This window comes from Nocardia sp. NPDC004415, from assembly GCF_053602435.1.
Genome location: NZ_JBSGDP010000022.1, coordinates 45,581 through 63,253 on the forward strand (window position 1 = coordinate 45,581; position 17,673 = coordinate 63,253).

Annotated in this window: 10 protein-coding genes; 6 read left to right on the forward strand and 4 right to left on the reverse strand. The window is 70.7% G+C overall.

Annotation, left to right across the window (positions count from 1 at the left end):
- The first annotated feature begins 38 nt into the window (after window positions 1–38).
- Window positions 39–1,547, forward strand: coding sequence for a type VII secretion protein EccB (gene eccB, locus ACWEMY_RS13420; protein ID WP_452390238.1), 1,509 nt, complete (start codon window positions 39–41; stop codon window positions 1,545–1,547).
- 44 nt (window positions 1,548–1,591) lie between these two features.
- Here the strand turns inward: eccB and eccA are convergent, their stop codons facing one another.
- Complete coding sequence (gene eccA / locus ACWEMY_RS13425; protein WP_452390239.1) at window positions 1,592–3,433, reverse strand: type VII secretion AAA-ATPase EccA; 1,842 nt, start codon at window positions 3,431–3,433, stop codon at window positions 1,592–1,594.
- 158 nt (window positions 3,434–3,591) lie between these two features.
- Here eccA and eccD point away from each other — a divergent pair, with 158 nt between their 5' ends.
- From eccD to ACWEMY_RS13445, 4 genes are read left to right on the forward strand one after another with little or no spacing between them, the layout of a single operon-like run.
- Complete coding sequence (gene eccD / locus ACWEMY_RS13430; RefSeq protein WP_452390240.1) at window positions 3,592–5,052, forward strand: type VII secretion integral membrane protein EccD; 1,461 nt, start codon at window positions 3,592–3,594, stop codon at window positions 5,050–5,052.
- A complete protein-coding gene (mycP, locus tag ACWEMY_RS13435; RefSeq protein WP_452390241.1) occupies window positions 5,049–6,446 on the forward strand; it encodes a type VII secretion-associated serine protease mycosin in 1,398 nt (465 codons plus the stop codon). Before eccD ends, mycP begins: the two co-directional genes overlap by 4 nt.
- A 6-nt stretch (window positions 6,447–6,452) precedes the next feature.
- On the forward strand, window positions 6,453–10,517 hold the full coding sequence (gene eccCa, locus ACWEMY_RS13440) for a type VII secretion protein EccCa (protein WP_452390242.1): 4,065 nt from the start codon (window positions 6,453–6,455) through the stop codon (window positions 10,515–10,517).
- A gap of 2 nt (window positions 10,518–10,519) precedes the next feature.
- Window positions 10,520–11,017: a hypothetical protein gene (locus ACWEMY_RS13445; RefSeq protein ID WP_452390243.1), complete on the forward strand. Its 498-nt coding sequence runs from the start codon at window positions 10,520–10,522 to the stop codon at window positions 11,015–11,017.
- A gap of 27 nt (window positions 11,018–11,044) precedes the next feature.
- Here ACWEMY_RS13445 and ACWEMY_RS13450 read toward each other — a convergent pair whose 3' ends face one another.
- Both ACWEMY_RS13450 and ACWEMY_RS13455 read right to left on the reverse strand, forming a co-directional pair.
- Entirely contained in the window at window positions 11,045–11,623 is a 579-nt protein-coding gene (locus tag ACWEMY_RS13450) for a GNAT family N-acetyltransferase (RefSeq protein WP_452390244.1), read from the reverse strand.
- Window positions 11,620–12,429: a GntR family transcriptional regulator gene (locus tag ACWEMY_RS13455; RefSeq protein ID WP_452390245.1), complete on the reverse strand. Its 810-nt coding sequence runs from the start codon at window positions 12,427–12,429 to the stop codon at window positions 11,620–11,622. Before ACWEMY_RS13455 ends, ACWEMY_RS13450 begins: the two co-directional genes overlap by 4 nt.
- 323 nt (window positions 12,430–12,752) lie before the next feature.
- Here ACWEMY_RS13455 and ACWEMY_RS13460 point away from each other — a divergent pair, with 323 nt between their 5' ends.
- On the forward strand, window positions 12,753–13,103 hold the full coding sequence (locus tag ACWEMY_RS13460) for a DUF4254 domain-containing protein (protein WP_452390246.1): 351 nt from the start codon (window positions 12,753–12,755) through the stop codon (window positions 13,101–13,103).
- Between the two features lie 16 nt (window positions 13,104–13,119).
- Here the strand turns inward: ACWEMY_RS13460 and ACWEMY_RS13465 are convergent, their stop codons facing one another.
- Window positions 13,120–17,523, reverse strand: a complete 4,404-nt coding sequence (locus ACWEMY_RS13465) for a nucleotide-binding protein (protein ID WP_452390247.1) — start codon at window positions 17,521–17,523, stop codon at window positions 13,120–13,122.
- Window positions 17,524–17,673 lie beyond the last annotated feature (150 nt).

Sequence of the window (17,673 nt, forward strand, 5' to 3'; positions counted from 1 at the left end):
TCCGACGAGATGGTGATCAACGCAGCAACGGAGTTCCTGTGCCGGCACAGCTGACAACCAAAGCCCAGGTCAATGGTTATCGTTTTCTGCTGCGCAGGCTCGACCACGCGCTGGTCCGCCGTGACGTGCGCATGTTGCACGATCCGATGCGCTCGCAGAGCCGGTCGATGATGGTCGGCGCGGTGCTCGGGCTGATCATCGTGGCGGGCGCGGCGATTCTGGGTTTCCTCAAACCACAGGGCGCGATCGGTGACGCGTTGATCGTCACCGGCAAGCAGAGCGGCGCCATGTATGTGGTCGTCGAGGCGAAAGAGGGCGAGAAGACGCTGCATCCGGTGCTCAACCTGGCTTCGGCCCGGTTGATCGCCGGTGACGCGCAGACCCCGAAATCGGTGAAGGACGACAAGCTCGGCTCGCTGCCGCGCGGCCCGCTGCTCGGCATCCCCGGCGCCCCCGCGGCCATGCCCGGCTCCGGCCAGGGCGCGAGCTCGCAGTGGACGCTGTGCGAGACCACCCAGCTCTCGGCCTCCGGCAGCGCGTCCGGTGCGACGGGCGGGACCACCACCGCCATCGTCGGCGGGCTGGCGACCGGTGAGCGGATCGGTGTCACGGCCGACGACGACGCCCTGCTCGTGCGCCGCGACGACAAGACCTACCTCGTCCACCGCGGCACCAGGGCCGAGATCGACCCGGCCAACTCGGTGGTCTCGCGCACCCTCGGCCTCACCGATCAGCAGGCGCGCCCGATGGGCAGCGCGGTGCTCGGCGCGACCACCCAGGCCCCGCCGCTGGCCGTGCCCACCATCGACCGCGCGGGTGAGCCCGGGCCGGGCAAACTGTCGAATGTGCCGATCGGCGGCATCATCTCGGTGCGCGGCGTGCGGGCCGCCGACCCGGAAACCCTGTACGTGGTGCTGGCCGACGGCGTGCAGCGGGTCTCGGAGTTCACCGCCGACCTGCTGCGCAATGCCGACTCACGCGGTATGCGCGAGATCGCCGCGCTGGCCCCGGACGCGCTCGACCAGATGCCGATCCGGCACACCCTGCCGATCGACGGTTTCCCCGAGCGCGCGCCGCGCATCCTGTCCGCCGAGGACGCCCCGGTCGCCTGCGTGCACTGGGCCAAGAACCCGGGTGCGGCCGCCGCGCCGGGCAAGTCGGTGGACGGTCCCGGCGAGCGCGCCACGGTGACGATGCTGGCCGGGATGACCCTGCCGCTGCCGGACGCGGCCAAACCTGTCGCCCTGGCCAGCGCCGACGGCACCGGAGACCGGATGGACGCGGTCTACCTGCCCCCGAGCACCGGCGAATACGTGCAGGTCACCGGTGCCGAGCCGGGTAGCCTTCGTCGTGAATCGCTGTTCTATGTGGCCGACAACGGCATTCGCTACGGCATCCCCGACGCCGCAACCGCCGCGGTGCTCGGCCTCGGCACCACCCCGCGGCTCGCGCCCTGGTCGGTGGTCGGCCAGCTGGTCCCCGGGCCGACGCTGTCCGCGAAAGACGCGCTGACCAGCTACGATTCGCTGCCCTCCGCCAGCAAGTAGGCGAGGCCGTGGGCGGATAGCCCACGGCCCCTGCGGTTTCAGGCTCAGTCGAGGCCGGGGACCCTGCCCACATTGAGCGTGGCGACGATTCCGCTCAGCGCGGTCCGCATGTCCGCATCCTCGATCCGCATGAGCACATCGTCGTCGACCTCGGTCAGGTCGATGCCCTCGGTATTGGCCAGCCGGAACTCGCGCTCCTCCTCGGCCGCCTCGATCACATTGCGGATGAACCGGCCGTTGCCCGCCAGGTCCACCCCGCGGCGCGGCTGCCCGCTCTGATCGGTGCTCTCCAGGTCGTAGAGGTACTGGCAGGTCTGCACCAGCGTCGTCAGTGCCTCCGGCGCGAGCTGGGAATCGCGTCCGCCCGCGACGATCTCGCCGATGCGGCCCAGTTCGTCGGCGGTGTAGGAGGGGAATTGCAGACGCTTGGCGAAGCGCGAGGCCAGACCGTCGTTGGCGGTGAGCAGGCGGTCGATCTCGCCGTCGTATCCGGCGATGATGACCACCAGCCGGTCACGGTCGTTCTCCATGCGCGCCAGCAGCGTGTCGACCGCCTCGCGGCCGAACGCGTCACCACCGGACAGGCCGGTCTGGATCAGGGTGTAGGCCTCGTCGATGAACAGCACGCCGTCCATGGCGCTGTCGATGAGCTTCTCGGTCTTGATCGCGGTGCCACCGAGATTCTGGCTGACGAAGTCGACGCGCTTGGCCTCGACCACCTTGTCGGTCTTGAGCAGCCCGACACCGCAGTAGATCTTGGCGACCACGCGCGCGATCGTCGTCTTGCCGGTTCCGGGCGGACCGGTGAAAGCCAGGTGCTGGCCGCGCGATTGGCTCGACAGGCCCTTGCCCGCGCGGATCTTGGCCAGCTGCGCCGAGGACTGCAGCTTGGCCACCTGGTTCTTCACCGAGGCCAGGCCCACCTGCTTGTCCAGTTGCGCACGGGCCTCGGCGAGCACGGTCTTGGCGCGGTCCTCGGCAGCGGCCTCGTCCATCGCGGCCAGCGACGGCGCCGACGTGGGGTCCCACTTGTCGGTGCGCGCGTCGATCACCTCGCGGCTGGTGATCACGATGCGGAAGGTGCGGTCGCGCATGGCCGAGGTGTTGGCGGCGAAATCGGGGAGCTGGGAGTAGACCTGCTCGAACAGCTTCTGGGCCTCGGCCTCGTTGCCCGATTCCCGCAGGCACAGGCCGCGGTTGTACATGGCGGTGAACTTCGCCGACGGGATCGGGCCCGCCTCGGCCTGTTCCATCCGCCGGATCGCCTCACCGAACAGGCCCAGCTGCGCGCAGGCCGTGCCGACCATCACGTTCGCGCCGGTGGCCAGGTACGGGTCCTTCCAGTCCGCCGAACCGGCCAGCACCGTCATCACATCCGGCCAGCGCTGGGTGTTGTAGTGCAGGATGCCGCGGATGTAGGCGCTGATCCGGTCGTCGATCTGTTTATCCGGGTCCTCGGTGCGCCCGGCGCGCAGTTCGGCCAGCTTGTCGAGCACCTGCTCGGCCTGGTCGTAATCCTTGTCGGCGATCAGCTGACTCGCCCAGGCCAGCCAGATCTCGGTGAGCCCGGCCAGCGGATAGTCGATGTAGAGCCCGGGCAGGAAGCGCCCGGCCATCGCCCGCGGCGCCAGGCCGAGCCTGCGCTGTTCACGGCCGAGCGAATCGAGGCTGGTGCGGTGCAGATTGAACAGCACCTCCTTGGTGATCTCGCCCGCGGCCGCGCGGCCCAGCCACGCGTCACACATCGACGAATCCCATTCGGTCGCACGCTGGAAGGCCAGCTTCGCGTACTCCTCGTCGCGCGCGGATTCCTGACCGTCGATGGACAGACCGAGCGAGAGGACGCCCGCGTCGAACGCGCGCTGCGCCTGGCGAATGTCTGGCATGTGGTGTCGGACCCCGAAATCTTCCTCTGGTGGACAGCTGCTGTTCAATCCGGCGGCTCAGACTTCGATCGCGCCGGTTTGCCCTGTCCGTTAGATTAGGTAACGCTGCCGTGTGGTCGCAACGGAAGTAGTCAGCTACAACTGAGAGTTCATCACTGGTGTCGACGTTGTCAGGCAATGAGCCCGAGCTGTGCCGAGTTTCGGTGATCGGGGGTGATACGCAGCTCGATATCGGTCTTCCCGCCACCGTGCCGATCGCCGGATTCATCGGCGATCTGGTCGCCCTGATCCGCTCGCGCAACCCGCGTCTGCCCGACGGTGACGAGGACTCCGCGCCGGTGCGCGCCCAGCACTGGACCCTGGCCCGGCTCGGCCAGGACCCGCTCGCGCCGAGCCGCACACTCACCGAGGCCGAGGTCTACGACGGCGAACTGCTGGTGCTTAGCCCGGTGACCCGCAAGGAGTCACCCGCGCTGTTCGACGATGTCATCGACGCCGTATCCCGGCTCACCGCAGGCGAATTCCGTGGCTGGTCGGGCTCGGCCGCCCGCTGGACCGGCCTGGTGCTGGCCACCGTCGCGATCCTCGCCGCACTCGTGTTGCTCGGGGTCTCGCGCTCGAGCAGCGACCCGCTCGTCCCCGCCTTCGCGCTGCTCGGCACCGGGATCGCGGCCATGGCCGCGGCCGGGATCGCCGCGCGCAAGTTCACCGATCCGGTCACCGCGCACTGGCTTTCGCTCGACGCGCTGCTGTTGCTGTTCGGCGGTGGCGCGCTGATCGTGCCCGGCCCGCTCGGCGCGGGCCAGGTGCTGCTGGGCAGTGTGGTGCTGCTGGTGGCCGGGGTGCTCGGTTACCGGATCACCGGGGTCGGCGCCGGGCTCTTCGCCGCGGCGATCACCCTGAGCGTGTTCGGCGCGGTCACCGGTTTGATCTATCTGCTCTGGCATCCGGGGCTGGCCAAGCTGTTCGCCGGGGTGCTGGTGGCCGCGGTGATCCTGCTGTCGTCGGTGCCACGGCTGGCCGCGGTGGCCGCGCGGCTGCCGATCCCGCCGGTGCCCACCGCGGGCGGCGCGATCGACCCGGCCGACCACGAACAGCGCCCGACCATCGAGGGCATCGGCGCGATCGGCGCCATCGCCCTGCCCTCGGCCGCGGGCCTGGGCGAACGCGCCCGCGTCGCCAATCAGATCCAGACCGGGCTGGTGATCGCCTGCGCCCTGGCCGCGCTGGTCGGTGCCGTCGGCGCGGCCGACCCGCTGGGCACCTTCCACTCCGGCGGCGTCGCGCTGGCCGTCGTCGCGGCGAGCGTGCTGTGCCTGCGCGGACGTTCCTATGCCGACCTGGTCCAGGCCGCCACGCTGATCACCGCCGGTGCGCTCATCGTGCTCGCCCTGCTCACCGGTCTCGGGCTCGGCCACGACTCGCTGCACTTCGCCGCGGTGGCGCTGCTGCTGGCGACCGCGGGCGCGGTGATCGTGTTCGGGGTGATCGGCCCGCACGTCGAGGTGACCCCGGTGACAAGGCGGATGATCGAGATCGTCGAGTACCTGCTGATCATCACGATGATCCCGCTCGCGCTGTGGGTCATGGATGTGTACTCGACCGCTCGCAACATATGACCCGGCTGTCCCTGCTGCTGCGGCTGACCTGCGCGGCGACCGTGCTCGGCGCGGCCGCCGGATTTCCGGCACCCGCGAACGCCGTCGCCCCGCCGAGCATCGACCCCGTCGCCCTGGAGGCCGCGCTGGCACTGAGCGGCCGACCCGCCCCGCTCGAGCCCACCGAACAGCGTGAACTCTGCGCCGAACCGGTGCTGCGCGGCAGCGCGCCGAGTGAACCACCGATGGCGCAGCGGGTGCTCGACCTGCCCTCGGCCTGGCAGTTCAGCCGGGGCGCGGGCCAGAAGGTGGCGGTGATCGACACCGGCGTCAACCGGCATCCGCGGCTGCCCGCGCTGCAGGCGGGCGGCGACTACGTCAGCGATTCCGACGGCACCGTCGACTGCGACGGCCACGGCACGCTGGTGGCCGGGATCATCGCCGCGCGACCGTCACCTGACGATGCGTTCGTCGGCGTCGCCCCCGAGGCGGAGATCCTGACCATCCGTCAGCTCAGCCTCGCCTACGACACCAAGGACCGGCAGCCCGACCGGTCCGGCGAGCTGCGCAACGACGGTTACGGCAGCGTGCTCACCCTCGCCGCCGCCGTGGTCCGCGCCGTCGACCTGGGCGCCACCGTCATCAACATCTCCGAAGTCGCCTGCACCGCGGCCGGTTCCGACACCGCCGACGGGTCGCTCGGCGCCGCCGTGAAATACGCCTACGACCGCAATGTGGTGGTCGTGGCGGCGGCGGGCAATGTGGAACAGGGCGGGCCCTGCCAGAACCAGAACGAGGGCACCGGCTGGAGTTCGGTGACGACCATTCCCTCGCCCGCCTGGTTCACCCCGTACGTGCTCGCGGTCGGCTCGGTCGACGCCGACGGCAAACCCTCGGCGCTGTCGCTGCGCGGGCCGTGGCTCGGGGCCGCCGCGATCGGGCGCGACATCGTCTCGCTCGACAGCAAGCCCGGCGGCACCGGCCTGGTCGACGGTGTGCAGACCATGGACGGTGTGCAACCCGTCGACGGAACCAGTTTCGCCGCACCGTATGTGGCCGGCCTGGCCGCGCTGGTGCGTTCCCGGTTCCCGGAACTGTCCGCCCAGCAGGTGATCGACCGGATCACCCGCACCGCGCACGCGCCGGGCCGCGGCCGCGACGACGCCATCGGCGCGGGCCTGATCGACCCGCTCGCCGCCCTCACCGCGCCACTGGCCGAGCAGCCCCCCAGCCGGGGCGCGGATGTGGGTCATCCGATCGAGACGCCTTACGCGGCACCGGAACCCGACCCGCGCCCGCGCCGGATCGCGATCGCCGGCTCGCTGACGCTGCTGGCCGCGCTGGGTATCGGCGCCGCCTTCGGCTTCCCGTTCCGGGGGCGCCGCGCCGATCTCAATCAGGAATTCGAGGAGTAGGGATCGATGGCCACCGAAGGTTTCGTCCGCCGTCCCCGGATCGCCCCGCCGCGCGCGCCGGGCGGTGAAGTCGCGCTCACCCCGCCGCCGGAGATCCAGCGCGCCATCCCCTCGCCGCTGATGATGAAGCTGATGCCGGTGATCATGGTGGTCGCGGTGGTCGGCATGATCGCGATGATGGTCTCGATGGGCCGCAACCTGCTGGCCAATCCGATGATGATGATGTTCCCGATGATGATGCTCATGTCGATGGTCGGCATGATGGCGGGCATGCGCGGCGGTGGTCCCAAGCGTGCGGTCGAGCTCAACGAGGAACGCAAGGACTACTTCCGCTATCTCGACCAGGTGCGTAAAGACGTGCGCGGCACCGGGATCAAGCAGCTCGAGACGCTGGGCTGGAGTCATCCGGAACCGGCCGATCTGCCCTCGCTGATCGGCAGCAGGCGGATGTGGGAGCGCCGCCCGGCCGACCCGGACTTCGGGCATGTGCGGGTCGGCGTGGGCAGTCATCGCCTGGCCACCAAGCTGGCCCGGCCCGAGACCGGCCCGCTCGAAGACCTCGAACCCGTCTCGACGGTGGCCCTGCGCCGGTTCGTGCGCACCCACTCGGTGGTGCACGGGTTGCCCACCGCCGTCTCGCTGCGCGCGTTCCCCGCCATCAACATCGGCGGCGACCTCGACGAGGGCCGCGAACTGGTGCGCGCGATGCTCATGGAACTCACCACCTTCCACGGCCCCGACCACCTCGCCGTCGCCATCGTCTGCGCCGACCCGGACACGCACTGGTCCTGGGCGAAATGGCTGCCGCACGTGCAGCATCCGTCGGTGCGCGACGGTCTCGGCTCGGCCAGGATGATGTACACCTCGCTCGGCGAATTCGAGTCCGCGTTGCAGGCCGAGCTGATGGAACGCGGCCGGTTCATGCGCAATCCGCAGCCCACCCAGGGCCGGTTGCACGTGGTGGTGGTGATCGACGACGGCTACATCAGCGGCAACGAGCGCATCATCAGCGAATCCGGGCTCGACTCGGTCACCGTGCTCGACCTCACCGCCCCCGAGAACGGCCTGGCCGCCCGGCGCGGCCTGCAACTCGTGGTCGGCGACGGCGCGGTCTCGGCGCGCAGCGCGGCCGGGGTGGAACGCTTCGCCACCGCCGACGAGGTGAGCCCCGCCGAAGCGGAGTCCTTCGCCCGCGCGCTGGCCCGCTACCGGCTGGCCACCGCGGCGCAGATCGTCAGCCTGGGGGAGGGCACCACCAGCGATCCCGGGCTGATGGCGCTGCTGCGCATCCCCGACGCCGCCCAGATCGACCCGGCCCGGGTGTGGCGCCCGCGCACCGCGCGCGAGCGGCTGCGGGTGCCCATCGGCATCACGCCCGACGGCACCCCCGTCGAGATCGACATCAAGGAATCCGCCGAGAACGGCATGGGCCCGCACGGCCTGTGCATCGGCGCCACCGGTTCCGGCAAGTCGGAATTCCTGCGCACCCTGGTGCTCTCGCTGGTGACCACGCACTCGCCCGACGCGCTCAATCTGGTGCTCGTCGACTTCAAGGGTGGCGCGACCTTCCTCGGCCTGGACTCGCTGCCGCACGTCGCTGCCGTGATCACCAACCTCGAGGACGAACTCTCGCTGGTCGACCGCATGAAGGACGCGCTGGCCGGTGAGATGAACCGCCGTCAGGAACTGCTGCGCTCGGCGGGCAACTACGCCAATGTCACCGACTACGAGAAGGCCAGGGCCGCGGGCGTGCCGCTCGATCCGCTGCCCGCGCTGTTCGTGGTGGTCGACGAGTTCTCCGAACTGCTCTCGCAGAAGCCCGATTTCGCCGAACTGTTCGTGATGATCGGCCGCCTTGGCCGCTCGCTGCACGTGCACCTGCTGCTGGCCTCGCAGCGCCTCGAGGAGAACAAACTGCGTGGCCTCGAGTCACACCTGTCCTACCGGATCGGCCTGCGCACTTTCTCCGCCAACGAATCCCGCGCGGTCCTGGGTATCACCGATGCCTATCACCTGCCCAGCGTCCCGGGCGCGGGCTACCTGAAAAGCGATGCCTCCGAACCACTCCGGTTCAACGCCAGCTATGTGTCCGGCCCGTATGTGGCGCCGGTCGGCACGGTCGTCGACGACGACGGCGCACCCGTCGGCGGTCAGCGTCCGGTGGTGTTCACCGCCGCACCGGTCGAGGTGACCGAGCCGGAAGAGGTTGCCGCCGAAGAGGACCCGATCCTGCGTGGCAGGCCCGAGCTGCCCCCGCCGCCGCCGAGCGGCCCGGTCGCCGAGGAGGGCATCCCGGATTCGCTGCTCGACGTGGTGGTCAAGCGGCTGACCGGGCACGGCAGGCCCGCCCACGAGGTGTGGCTGCCGCCGCTCGAGGAATCGCCCACCGCCGACATGCTCCTGCCCGATCCCGACTGGCGCTCGCCGGTCAACCGGCACGGGCAGCTGTGGATGCCGATCGGCGTCATCGACAAGCCCTACGAGCAGCGGCGTGACGTGCTCACCATCAATCTGGCAGGCGCGCAGGGCAATGTGGCCGTCGTCGGCGGTCCGCAGTCGGGCAAGTCGACCACGCTGCGCACCATCATCCTGGCCGCGGCCGCCACCCACACCCCCGAACAGGTGCAGTTCTACTGCCTGGACTTCGGTGGCGGCAGCATGGCCGGTCTGGCCGGTATCCCGCACGTCGGCTCGGTCGCGGGCCGGCTCGACGGCGACCGGGTGCGGCGCACCATCGCCGAACTCACCACGCTCATGCGTCAGCGCGAGGAACGCTTCGCCGAGCTGGGCATCGAGTCGATGGCCGAGTTCCGCAGGCGCAAGTTCTCCGCGCTCGAGGCCCGCCAGATCAACGGCACCACCGCCGCGCCGGGCGATCCGCTCGCGGCCGACCAGTTCGGTGACGTCTTCCTGGTGATCGACGGCTGGGGCGCGATCCGCGAAGAGTTCGACATGCTGGAACCGCTGATCAACGCCATCGCCACCCAGGGCCTGTCCTTCGGTGTGCACCTGATGCTCGGTGCCTCGCGCTGGGCCGAGATCCGCCCCATCGTCAAGGACCAGATCGGCACCCGCCTCGAACTGCGCCTCGGTGACCCCGGCGATTCGGAGATGAATCGCCGCACCGCGCACCAGGTTCCGGTCGGCAGGCCCGGCCGCGGTCTCACCCCCGAGCAGCTGCACATGCTGATCGCGTTGCCGCGCCTGGACTCCGACTCCGATCCGTCCACCATCGCCGACGGTGTCAGCCGGGCCAGGGAGGAACTGATCGCGCTGTATCCGGGCAGGCGCGCGCCCGAGGTGCGCATGCTGCCGCTGAGCTTCCCGCGCGAGCAGGTGCTCGACGCGGCGCGCCAGCAGGGTGTGACGCTGGACCGCACCAAGGTCGTCGTCGGTCTCGGTGAGTCCGAATTGCAGCCGCTGGTCCTGGATTTCGGCCTTGAGCCGCACTTCATGGCCTTCGCCGACGTGGAATGCGGCAAGACCACGCTGCTGCGCAATATCGTCATGAGCATCGCCGAACAGTCCACCGCCTCGGAGGCCAGGGTCATCCTGATCGACTACCGGCGCACCATGCTCGGTGTCCTCGAAGGCGACCAGCTCGCCGGCTACTCCACCTCCTCGCAGACCTGCGGACCGATGATCGCCGAGGTCGCCGCCTACCTGGCCAAGCGCATCCCTGGCGCCGACATCACCCAGCAGCAGTTGCGCGACCGCAGCTGGTGGACCGGCCCCGAGATCTACGTGGTGGTCGACGACTACGACATGGTCGTCACCGGCTCCGGTAACCCCTTCGCCCCGCTGCTCGAATACCTCCCGCAGGCCCGCGACATCGGCCTGCACCTGGTGGTCACCCGTCGCATCGGCGGCGCCTCCCGCGCCCTCTACGACCCGATCCTGGGTGCCATGAAGAACCTCTCGGTCCAGACCCTGATCATGAGCGGCTCCCGCGACGAGGGCAAACTCATCGGCGACGTCCGCCCGAGCAAGATGCCCCCCGGCCGCGGCACCCTCGTCTCCCGCAGCCAGGGCATCGAACTCGTCCACATCGCCGACCTCCCCCCGGTCTAACAGTGGTGCAGGAGGAAATCCACCCGGAGTCGGGCCTGGTCAAAAGCGTGTGGACCGACGACGACTTCGAGACGATGGGCTGGCACGACGCCACCGTCCACGCCCTGTGCGTCCAGCCGGGCGAGGGCGTCCTGCCCCGGCTGATCCTCGATCTCGACTACATCGTCCGCTGGGTTCACCCTGTTCCACCCGCGGTCTATTTCACTTTCTGGGTGGCGCCGGTGACGCTCGTCTTCGACGAGGTCTGGGACCTCACGGGGGACCTCGACTTCCGTGCGCGGGGCCTCTGTCTGGAGATCGCCGACCTGCACCGGGAGACACCCGATGGCGCATCGCCCGAGTTCTCGTTCTGGCGTCTCGAGGGGCATGCGTTCGAGCTGAAGTTCTGCGCACCGGGATTCCGTCAATACTTCCGCCGGGCTCCGGCATTGGTTCCCGGTCAGGTACTTTCGCATGCCGAGCGTGGTGGGTGCAGCTTCGCCGAGGCCGGATTCCACTGATTCTTCCGGGCGCGGCCGGTTCGGGCGTCAGTCGCGCAGGGTCGTGACGGGGACGGCGTGGGGGAGCGTGGCGCGGTGGGGAGGCCAGGTGGTGGTGGGGCGTTCGAAGAGGGCTTTGGAGGGGCCGCTGGCGATGGGGCCTGCGATGCGCGCCAGGACGAAACCGGCGCGGCGGTAGTAGTCGTGGAGTTCGGTGTTGGTGGTCCAGGCGTCGAGGCGGACCCAGGGGCGGCGCTGACGGGCGGCGAGGTGGGCGGCGTGGGCGAGCATGTGGTGGCCGACGCGGCGGCCCGCGAAACGCAGGTCGACGATCATGAAATGCACGATCACCGATTCGGCCAGTTCCCACGGTGACCAGAGGTCGGGGTCGGCGCGGTGGTTGACGGTGATGGTGCCCGCCGGTTCGCCGTCGACCTCGGCGATCCAGGTCTCACCGGCGTCCAGGGAACGGCCCACCGCACCCGCGAAGATCTCGATCGGGCGGCCACGACCCGCGACCGTCCACTGGTCCGAGCCGCGGGCGGTGAGCCACGCGGTGCGTTGCACGCGCAGGCGGCAGATCAGCGGCAGGTCGCCCAGGATGGCCGGGCGAATGCCCACGGTCATGGCAGGGCGACGGCAGGCCCGGGTGCGATGCCGAGGGTCCTGGCGATGACGTCGGTGCCCGCCGCGTCGCCGAGTTGGTAGGCCAGCCGATTGCGGCCCGCCTGGGAACGATGCCGGGTCGCCCGGGTGACCCGCTCGTGGTTGGCGCCGATGCGCAGGTGATCGAGCAGGACCGTGCCGGTGGCGACACCGAGCACCGCGGCCTCCTCCGCGGTCGCCGGGCGGGCCAGCACCGTGTCGCGATGCGCGGTCTCGCCGTAACCGCGGTCGGACAGGCGGCGGGTGGTGCCCTCGGGGATGTCGCGCGGGGAATCGAGGCCGGCCGCCTCGGCCAGATCGCGTGGGTAGAAACTCACCTCCCACGACCACGGTTCGTTATCGAGGTGTTGTACTACGGTGCGGGCGAGCACCCACGAGTCCACCGGGACGCCGAGCCACTGCGCCACCTGCGCGTCGGCAGGCTCCATCCGGGTACTGAACTCCTTGGACGGTTCCCGGTTGGCCGCGCGCGCGATCTCGGAGAAGATGTCGTGCGAGGACTTGGGCCGGTCGCGCCGGATGTGGTCGGTGACCACGGATTCGAGCACTTCCTGGTTTCGCACGATGGTGCCGCGGGAAGTCGCTGTGTAGACGAGGTTTTCGGCGACCAGCACCTGAATCGCGTTGCGCGCGGTGGTGATCGAGACCTGCATCTGCTCGGCGAGTTCGGAATGGCTGGGCAGCCGGTCGCCCGGTTTCCACGTGCCCGCGCGGATCTCCTCGCGGAGGAGGTTCGCGATCCGGAGGTAGGTAGGACCGTCCGCCATCGTGCTCCTCGGTAGGTCGTGCAGGTAACGAAGTGTACTCGTCTGGGTTACCTACGGCCGAGTAATGCTTGACAGGAAGCTTGCGAGGTTTATTGTAATGAACGTCCTGATCCGGTGCTGTGCGGCGATGACGGCGAGGCAACGTGGCTGGTTCGGAGAGTTCTACGGTCGTAATGGCTTTCCCTGACACACTCCGGTGTGTCGATACCGCCGGGCCGCCGGCGAGTACCGGTCTGCTCCCACTCTCCGATCTCCTCGTCCGGGCGTGTCGCGGACATCGAGTGGTCGGTGGGCCGTTGCTGTGGTTCGCGCGCGATCTTGCTGTGCTGCACGAGAAACGGGTCGTCGGCCGGGGCGGCTGCGTCGACACCGATCCGCTGGTCATGCGTGAGATCGACTGCCGCCGAAGCGAATTGGTCCTGGCGATCGACGACTGGGTGTTGCGTGGTGTTCCACAGCACCGGCTCGGCGCCACCCTGCACACCGAGACCATCGGCGCGGTCATCGACCGGCTGGCCGAGTCCACGGTGCGCGCGCACCACGCGCTGATGACCCTGGCCGCCCACGACGAACTGCTGCACTCGGCCTGGCACCACTTGGCCGAACTGGCCGACGCCTACGACGACCTGGTCCGCGACGTACTGGCCGGCAAGCGCAGGCTGCCGGAGTGGTAGTCCGGCAGCCTGGGTGTCAGCCGAAGCGGTGGTGACTGACGCCGAACTCGTCGGCCACGGTCGCCGCCAACTCCACGTAGGCGCGCTTGGTGGTCTTGTGCAGGCGGTGCAGATCGATCTCGGCGCCCTCGGACAGGTGCTCGTCGAACGGGATGATGTGCACGGCCCGGCAGCGCGACAGGAAGTACTCGCGCAGCTGCTGTACGCCGACATTCGGTGAACCCTCGCGCGGCAGGTTGATCACCACCACCGCATTGCGGACCAGATGGTCGTGACCGTGCAGCGACAGCCAGTCCAGCGTCGCCGCGGCGCTGCGCGCGCCGTCGATCGCGGCCGAGGAGATCAGCACCAGCGAGTGCGCCAGATCCAGCACGCCGGTCATCGCCGAGTGCATCAAGCCGGTGCCGCAGTCGGTGAGGATGATGTTGTAGAAGCGCTGCAGGATGCGCGCGACCGCCCGGTACTCCTCGTCGTTGAACGACTCCGACGCGGCCGGATCTCGTTCGCTGGCAAGCACTTCCAGGCGGCTCGAACTCTGCGAAGTGTGCCTGCGGACATCGGAGTAACGCTCGATCGAGGGATCGAGCAGCAGATCGCGCACGGTCGAGCGGGTCTGCAGGGCCACGCGCTGCGACAGGGTGCCGAAGTCGGGGTTGGCGTCGACGGCGATCACCCGGTCACCGCGGATGGAGGCGAAGATCGAGCCGAGGCCGGTGGTGGTCGTCGTCTTGCCGACACCGCCCTTGAGCGAGAGCACCGCGATCCGGTAGTCACCACGCACGGGCTGGCGGATGCGCGCCACCAGTTCCTGCAGACGCAACTCCTCCGCGGACATGCCCGGGTTGATCGCACCACCCGAAACATGGTGCACCGCTTTGCGCCAGCCACTGCCCGGCGCCTTCTTCGCCCGCTTGACCGGGACATTGTCCAGGGACGGGGCCTGGAAACCCGGCTGCTGCGGGTTGCCGCCCCAGCCCTGCTGGTGCTGACCCGGCTGCTGGTACTGCTGCGGGGCCTGCTGGTAGGGCTGGGCCTGATTGTTGGGCGGGTAGCCCTGATACGGGGCTTGACCGCCGTCCGGGGCCTGCTGGGGAGCGCCGTTCGGGTACTGCTGGGGAGCGTGCTCGCCCGGCGCCTGCTGGCCCTGCCACGGCTGCGGTGCGCCGTTGTATCCCGGCTGGTCCGCTGTCTGCGCGGGACCGCCCTGCTGGGCGTAACCGCTTGCGCTGTAGTCGGATTGCGGAGCCTGTCCCTGCCCCGGCCCGCCCTGCCACGGCTGGGCATCGCCGGCCGGTGCCTGGCCGGGTTGCAGGCGCGCATCCTCGGTGCGGAACATCTGGGTCTGCGCGTCCGGCGAGGACTGCACATCGTGCGTGGGGTCGCCCGGGATCGAGTTGTATTGCGTCGCAGCGTAAGCCGCGGGAGCCTGGCCCGAAGCGTACGGCGACTGCTCGTCGGGACCGGGTGCGCGCTGCGGGGCGGAGCTGTAGGGGGAGTGCTGGTGGGGCAGGTGTGCTTCGGCCGGTCGCGCGGGCGCGCCCGATGGCTGCCCGGCGCCGATCTGTTCCTGGTCGGCGTGGCGCTGGTCGGCCGATGCCGTCGGGTGCACCTCGGTGGCCTTGGTGTCGGCGGGTGAGGTGACCGGGTCGGGCACATCGGCCCCGGCCTGCCGGAACGCGTTCGCCGACTGCGTGGGCCCCGCCGGAACCCGCGAACCGGACGCGCCCTCCTTCCGACCGGAATCCCCGGCGCTGTGCCGCCCGGCCGCCGGATCGCCGAGCCTCCGCGGCGCCCGCCCGGCCTCTTCCTCCTCGTCGACCGCGACGCCGTCGGTGCCCCGGTCAGCGGAAGCGGCCCGCTGACCAGCCGCCGCCGCGGCCGCGAGAGCCGCCTCGGCAATGGCGATATGAGGGTTGGCCTCACGCGCGGCTGACGGATCACCGGTCCGCCCAGCCGCCGCTGCGGCCGCCAGGGCGGCTTCGGCGGTGGCGATGTGTGGGTTGGACTCGCGTGTGGCGGAGGATTCGCCGAGTCGTTGTCCGGCTGCCGCCGCTGCTGCGAGGGCGGCTTCGGCGGTCGCGATGTGCGGGTTCGTCTCGCGTGTGGCGGAGGATTCGCCGGGCCGTTGTCCGGCTGCCGCCGCTGCTGCAAGGGCGGCCTCGGCCGTCGCGATGTGCGGGTTGGACTCGCGAGTGGCCGAAGGGTCGTCGGTGCGTTGTCCGGCTGCCGCTGCGGCCGCGAGGGCGGCTTCGGCGGTGGCGATGTGCGGGTTCGTCTCGCGGGTGGTGGAGGAATCGCCGGTCCGCTGTCCGGCCGCGGCTGCTGCTGCGAGGGCGGCTTCGGCCGTGGCGATGTGTGGGTTGGCCTCGCGGGTGGGCGCGGGGTCGTCGGTCTGCTGGCCTGCTTCGGCCGCGGCGGCCAGTGCTGCTTCGGCCGCGGCGATGCGGGGGGACGATTCCGCCGGGGCCGAGGATGGCGATTCGGTGGGGACCGAAGAAGGCGCTTCCGTCGGGGCAGAGGAATCGGTGTTCGAGGGGACCGGCGGGGCGGTCAGTCGCTGGGGAGCCTGGGCCGTGGCCGACTGTGCGGTCTCCGATGCGGTGGTAAGGGGGCTGGATTCAGCTGTGTTCGACGGGTTGTCGGTCTGCTGGGACGCCTGAGCTGCGGCTGCCAGTGCTGCTTCGGCCGCCGCGATGTGCGGGCTCGACTCCGGAGCGGGAGACGGGTCGCTGGTCGGCTGAGGTGCCTGGGCCGCGGCGGCGAGAGCTGCTTCGGCCGCGGCGACGCGGGGAGAGGACTCGGCGGGGGCCGACGGGTCGGTGAGGCGTTGGGGTGCCTGGGCCGCGGCGGCCAGTGCTGCTTCGGCGGCGGCGACGCGGGGGGACGACTCGGGTGTGGCCGAGGGGTCCGTCAGGCGCTGCGGAGCGGGACCGGAACCAGGGGACCGGGTGTCAGCGGGCGCTGCGGTGGTGCTGTTCGGTGCGGTGCCGGCGGCAGCCGAGGAGTCGGGGGCGTGCGATGTGGCCTCGCCGGTCGCCGCGGTGGCGGACGGAGCTACGGGTGCCGAGTCGGTGGCGTGCGCGCCACCGGTCGTACCGCTCGTCGAGCCGGTGGACGGCTGGGGCGCGGTGGCGGGGGCCGTGAGGCGCGGTGGAGCCTCGGTGGGGCGGGGGGTCGGCGGGTCCGGGAGCGGCGGTGGCGGCGGCAGGTCCGGGCGCTGGCGCTGGGCGGACGGGCCCAGGGGAGTGAAGCCGTTCGACGGCGGGGCCGGGGTACGAGTCGGCAGGCCCGACTGCGCGGACGCGGCGGATTCCGGCGCCGAGGTCGCTGCTGAGGGCTGGCCGGTGTTCCACGGTGCCTGATTGCCCGAGTCGGGTCCGGGCGCCGGGGTCGACGGCTGACCGGTGCTCCACGGCACCTGATCGGCGGGGGTCACACCGGGCGCTGTGCTCGGCGTGCCGGTAGGAGGCTGGCCCGCGTTCCAGGGCGCCTGGTCGGCGGCATTCGGGCCGGGGGCTGGCTGGCCGTTGTTCCAGGGCGTCTGATCAGCCGAGGTGACGCCGGGTGCGCTCGGCGCGCCGCCGGTAGGGGGCTGGCCCGTGTTCCACGGCGCCTGGTCGGCGGCATCCGGGCCCGAGGCCGGCTGCCCGCTGCTCCAGGGAGCCTGGTCAGCCGGGGTAAGACCAGGCGCACTCGGCGCGGCACCGGTCGAGGGCTGGCCTGCATTCCAGGGCGCTTGATCAGCGGCATTCGGCCCCGGCGCCGGGGTTGACTGGCCGGTGCTCCAAGGTGCGCGGTCTGCAGTGCCGGTCGCGGTGCCTGGCGCGGCACCGGTCGGGGGCTGGCCCGTGCTCCACGGTGCCTGGTCGGCGGCGCTGGGCGGCGGGGGCTGACCAGTGCTCCAAGGCGCTTGGGCCGGGGTGCCGGGGGTGCCGGTCGGCGGTTGGCCGGTGTTCCAGGCTGCCTGGTCCGGGGTGGCAGGGGAAGGCTGGCCGGTGTTCCAGGGGGCCTGGTCAGTGGACGTCCCGGGGGTCGGGTGCGCGGAGCCCTGGAAGGGGGGCTGCTCGTTCGGGTCGAGTGGGTTGGCGGTCCAGCCCTGTTGGTTCGGCGTGGGGGAGCCCGATGCGGGGTCCTGGGTGCCGGACTGAGTGGGGGACGGCTGGGCGTGGTCGGGCCAGCCCTGTTGACCCTGGGTGGGCTCGGGGGCGACGTCCTCGGCCTCGCGGTCCTTGCGACGGCGGCGCTTGTCCTTGCGGCCCGAATCGTCGCCGCGGCTCATGAAGCGGCGGCGTTTGGGTGCCTCGTCGATCAGATCGTCCTGGGGCAGGTTCTCGACCGGAGCCTCGTAACCGACCTGTGTGACGTCGCTCTCCGACAGCCACGGCGGCAACATGGGGAGACTGTCGTTGTTGCGGCTCACCGGCGCGCCTCGCTCACCAGGGTCCCCCGATCTGCTCGACCCACATCTGGACGGCGCCGAGTTTACGCGACAACCTCCGCGGCCGTGGCGGGCGGTACGGGCGGGGCATTTTTGCCTCTGGACACGCGGCCCGGTAAGCTTGAGCGGCGG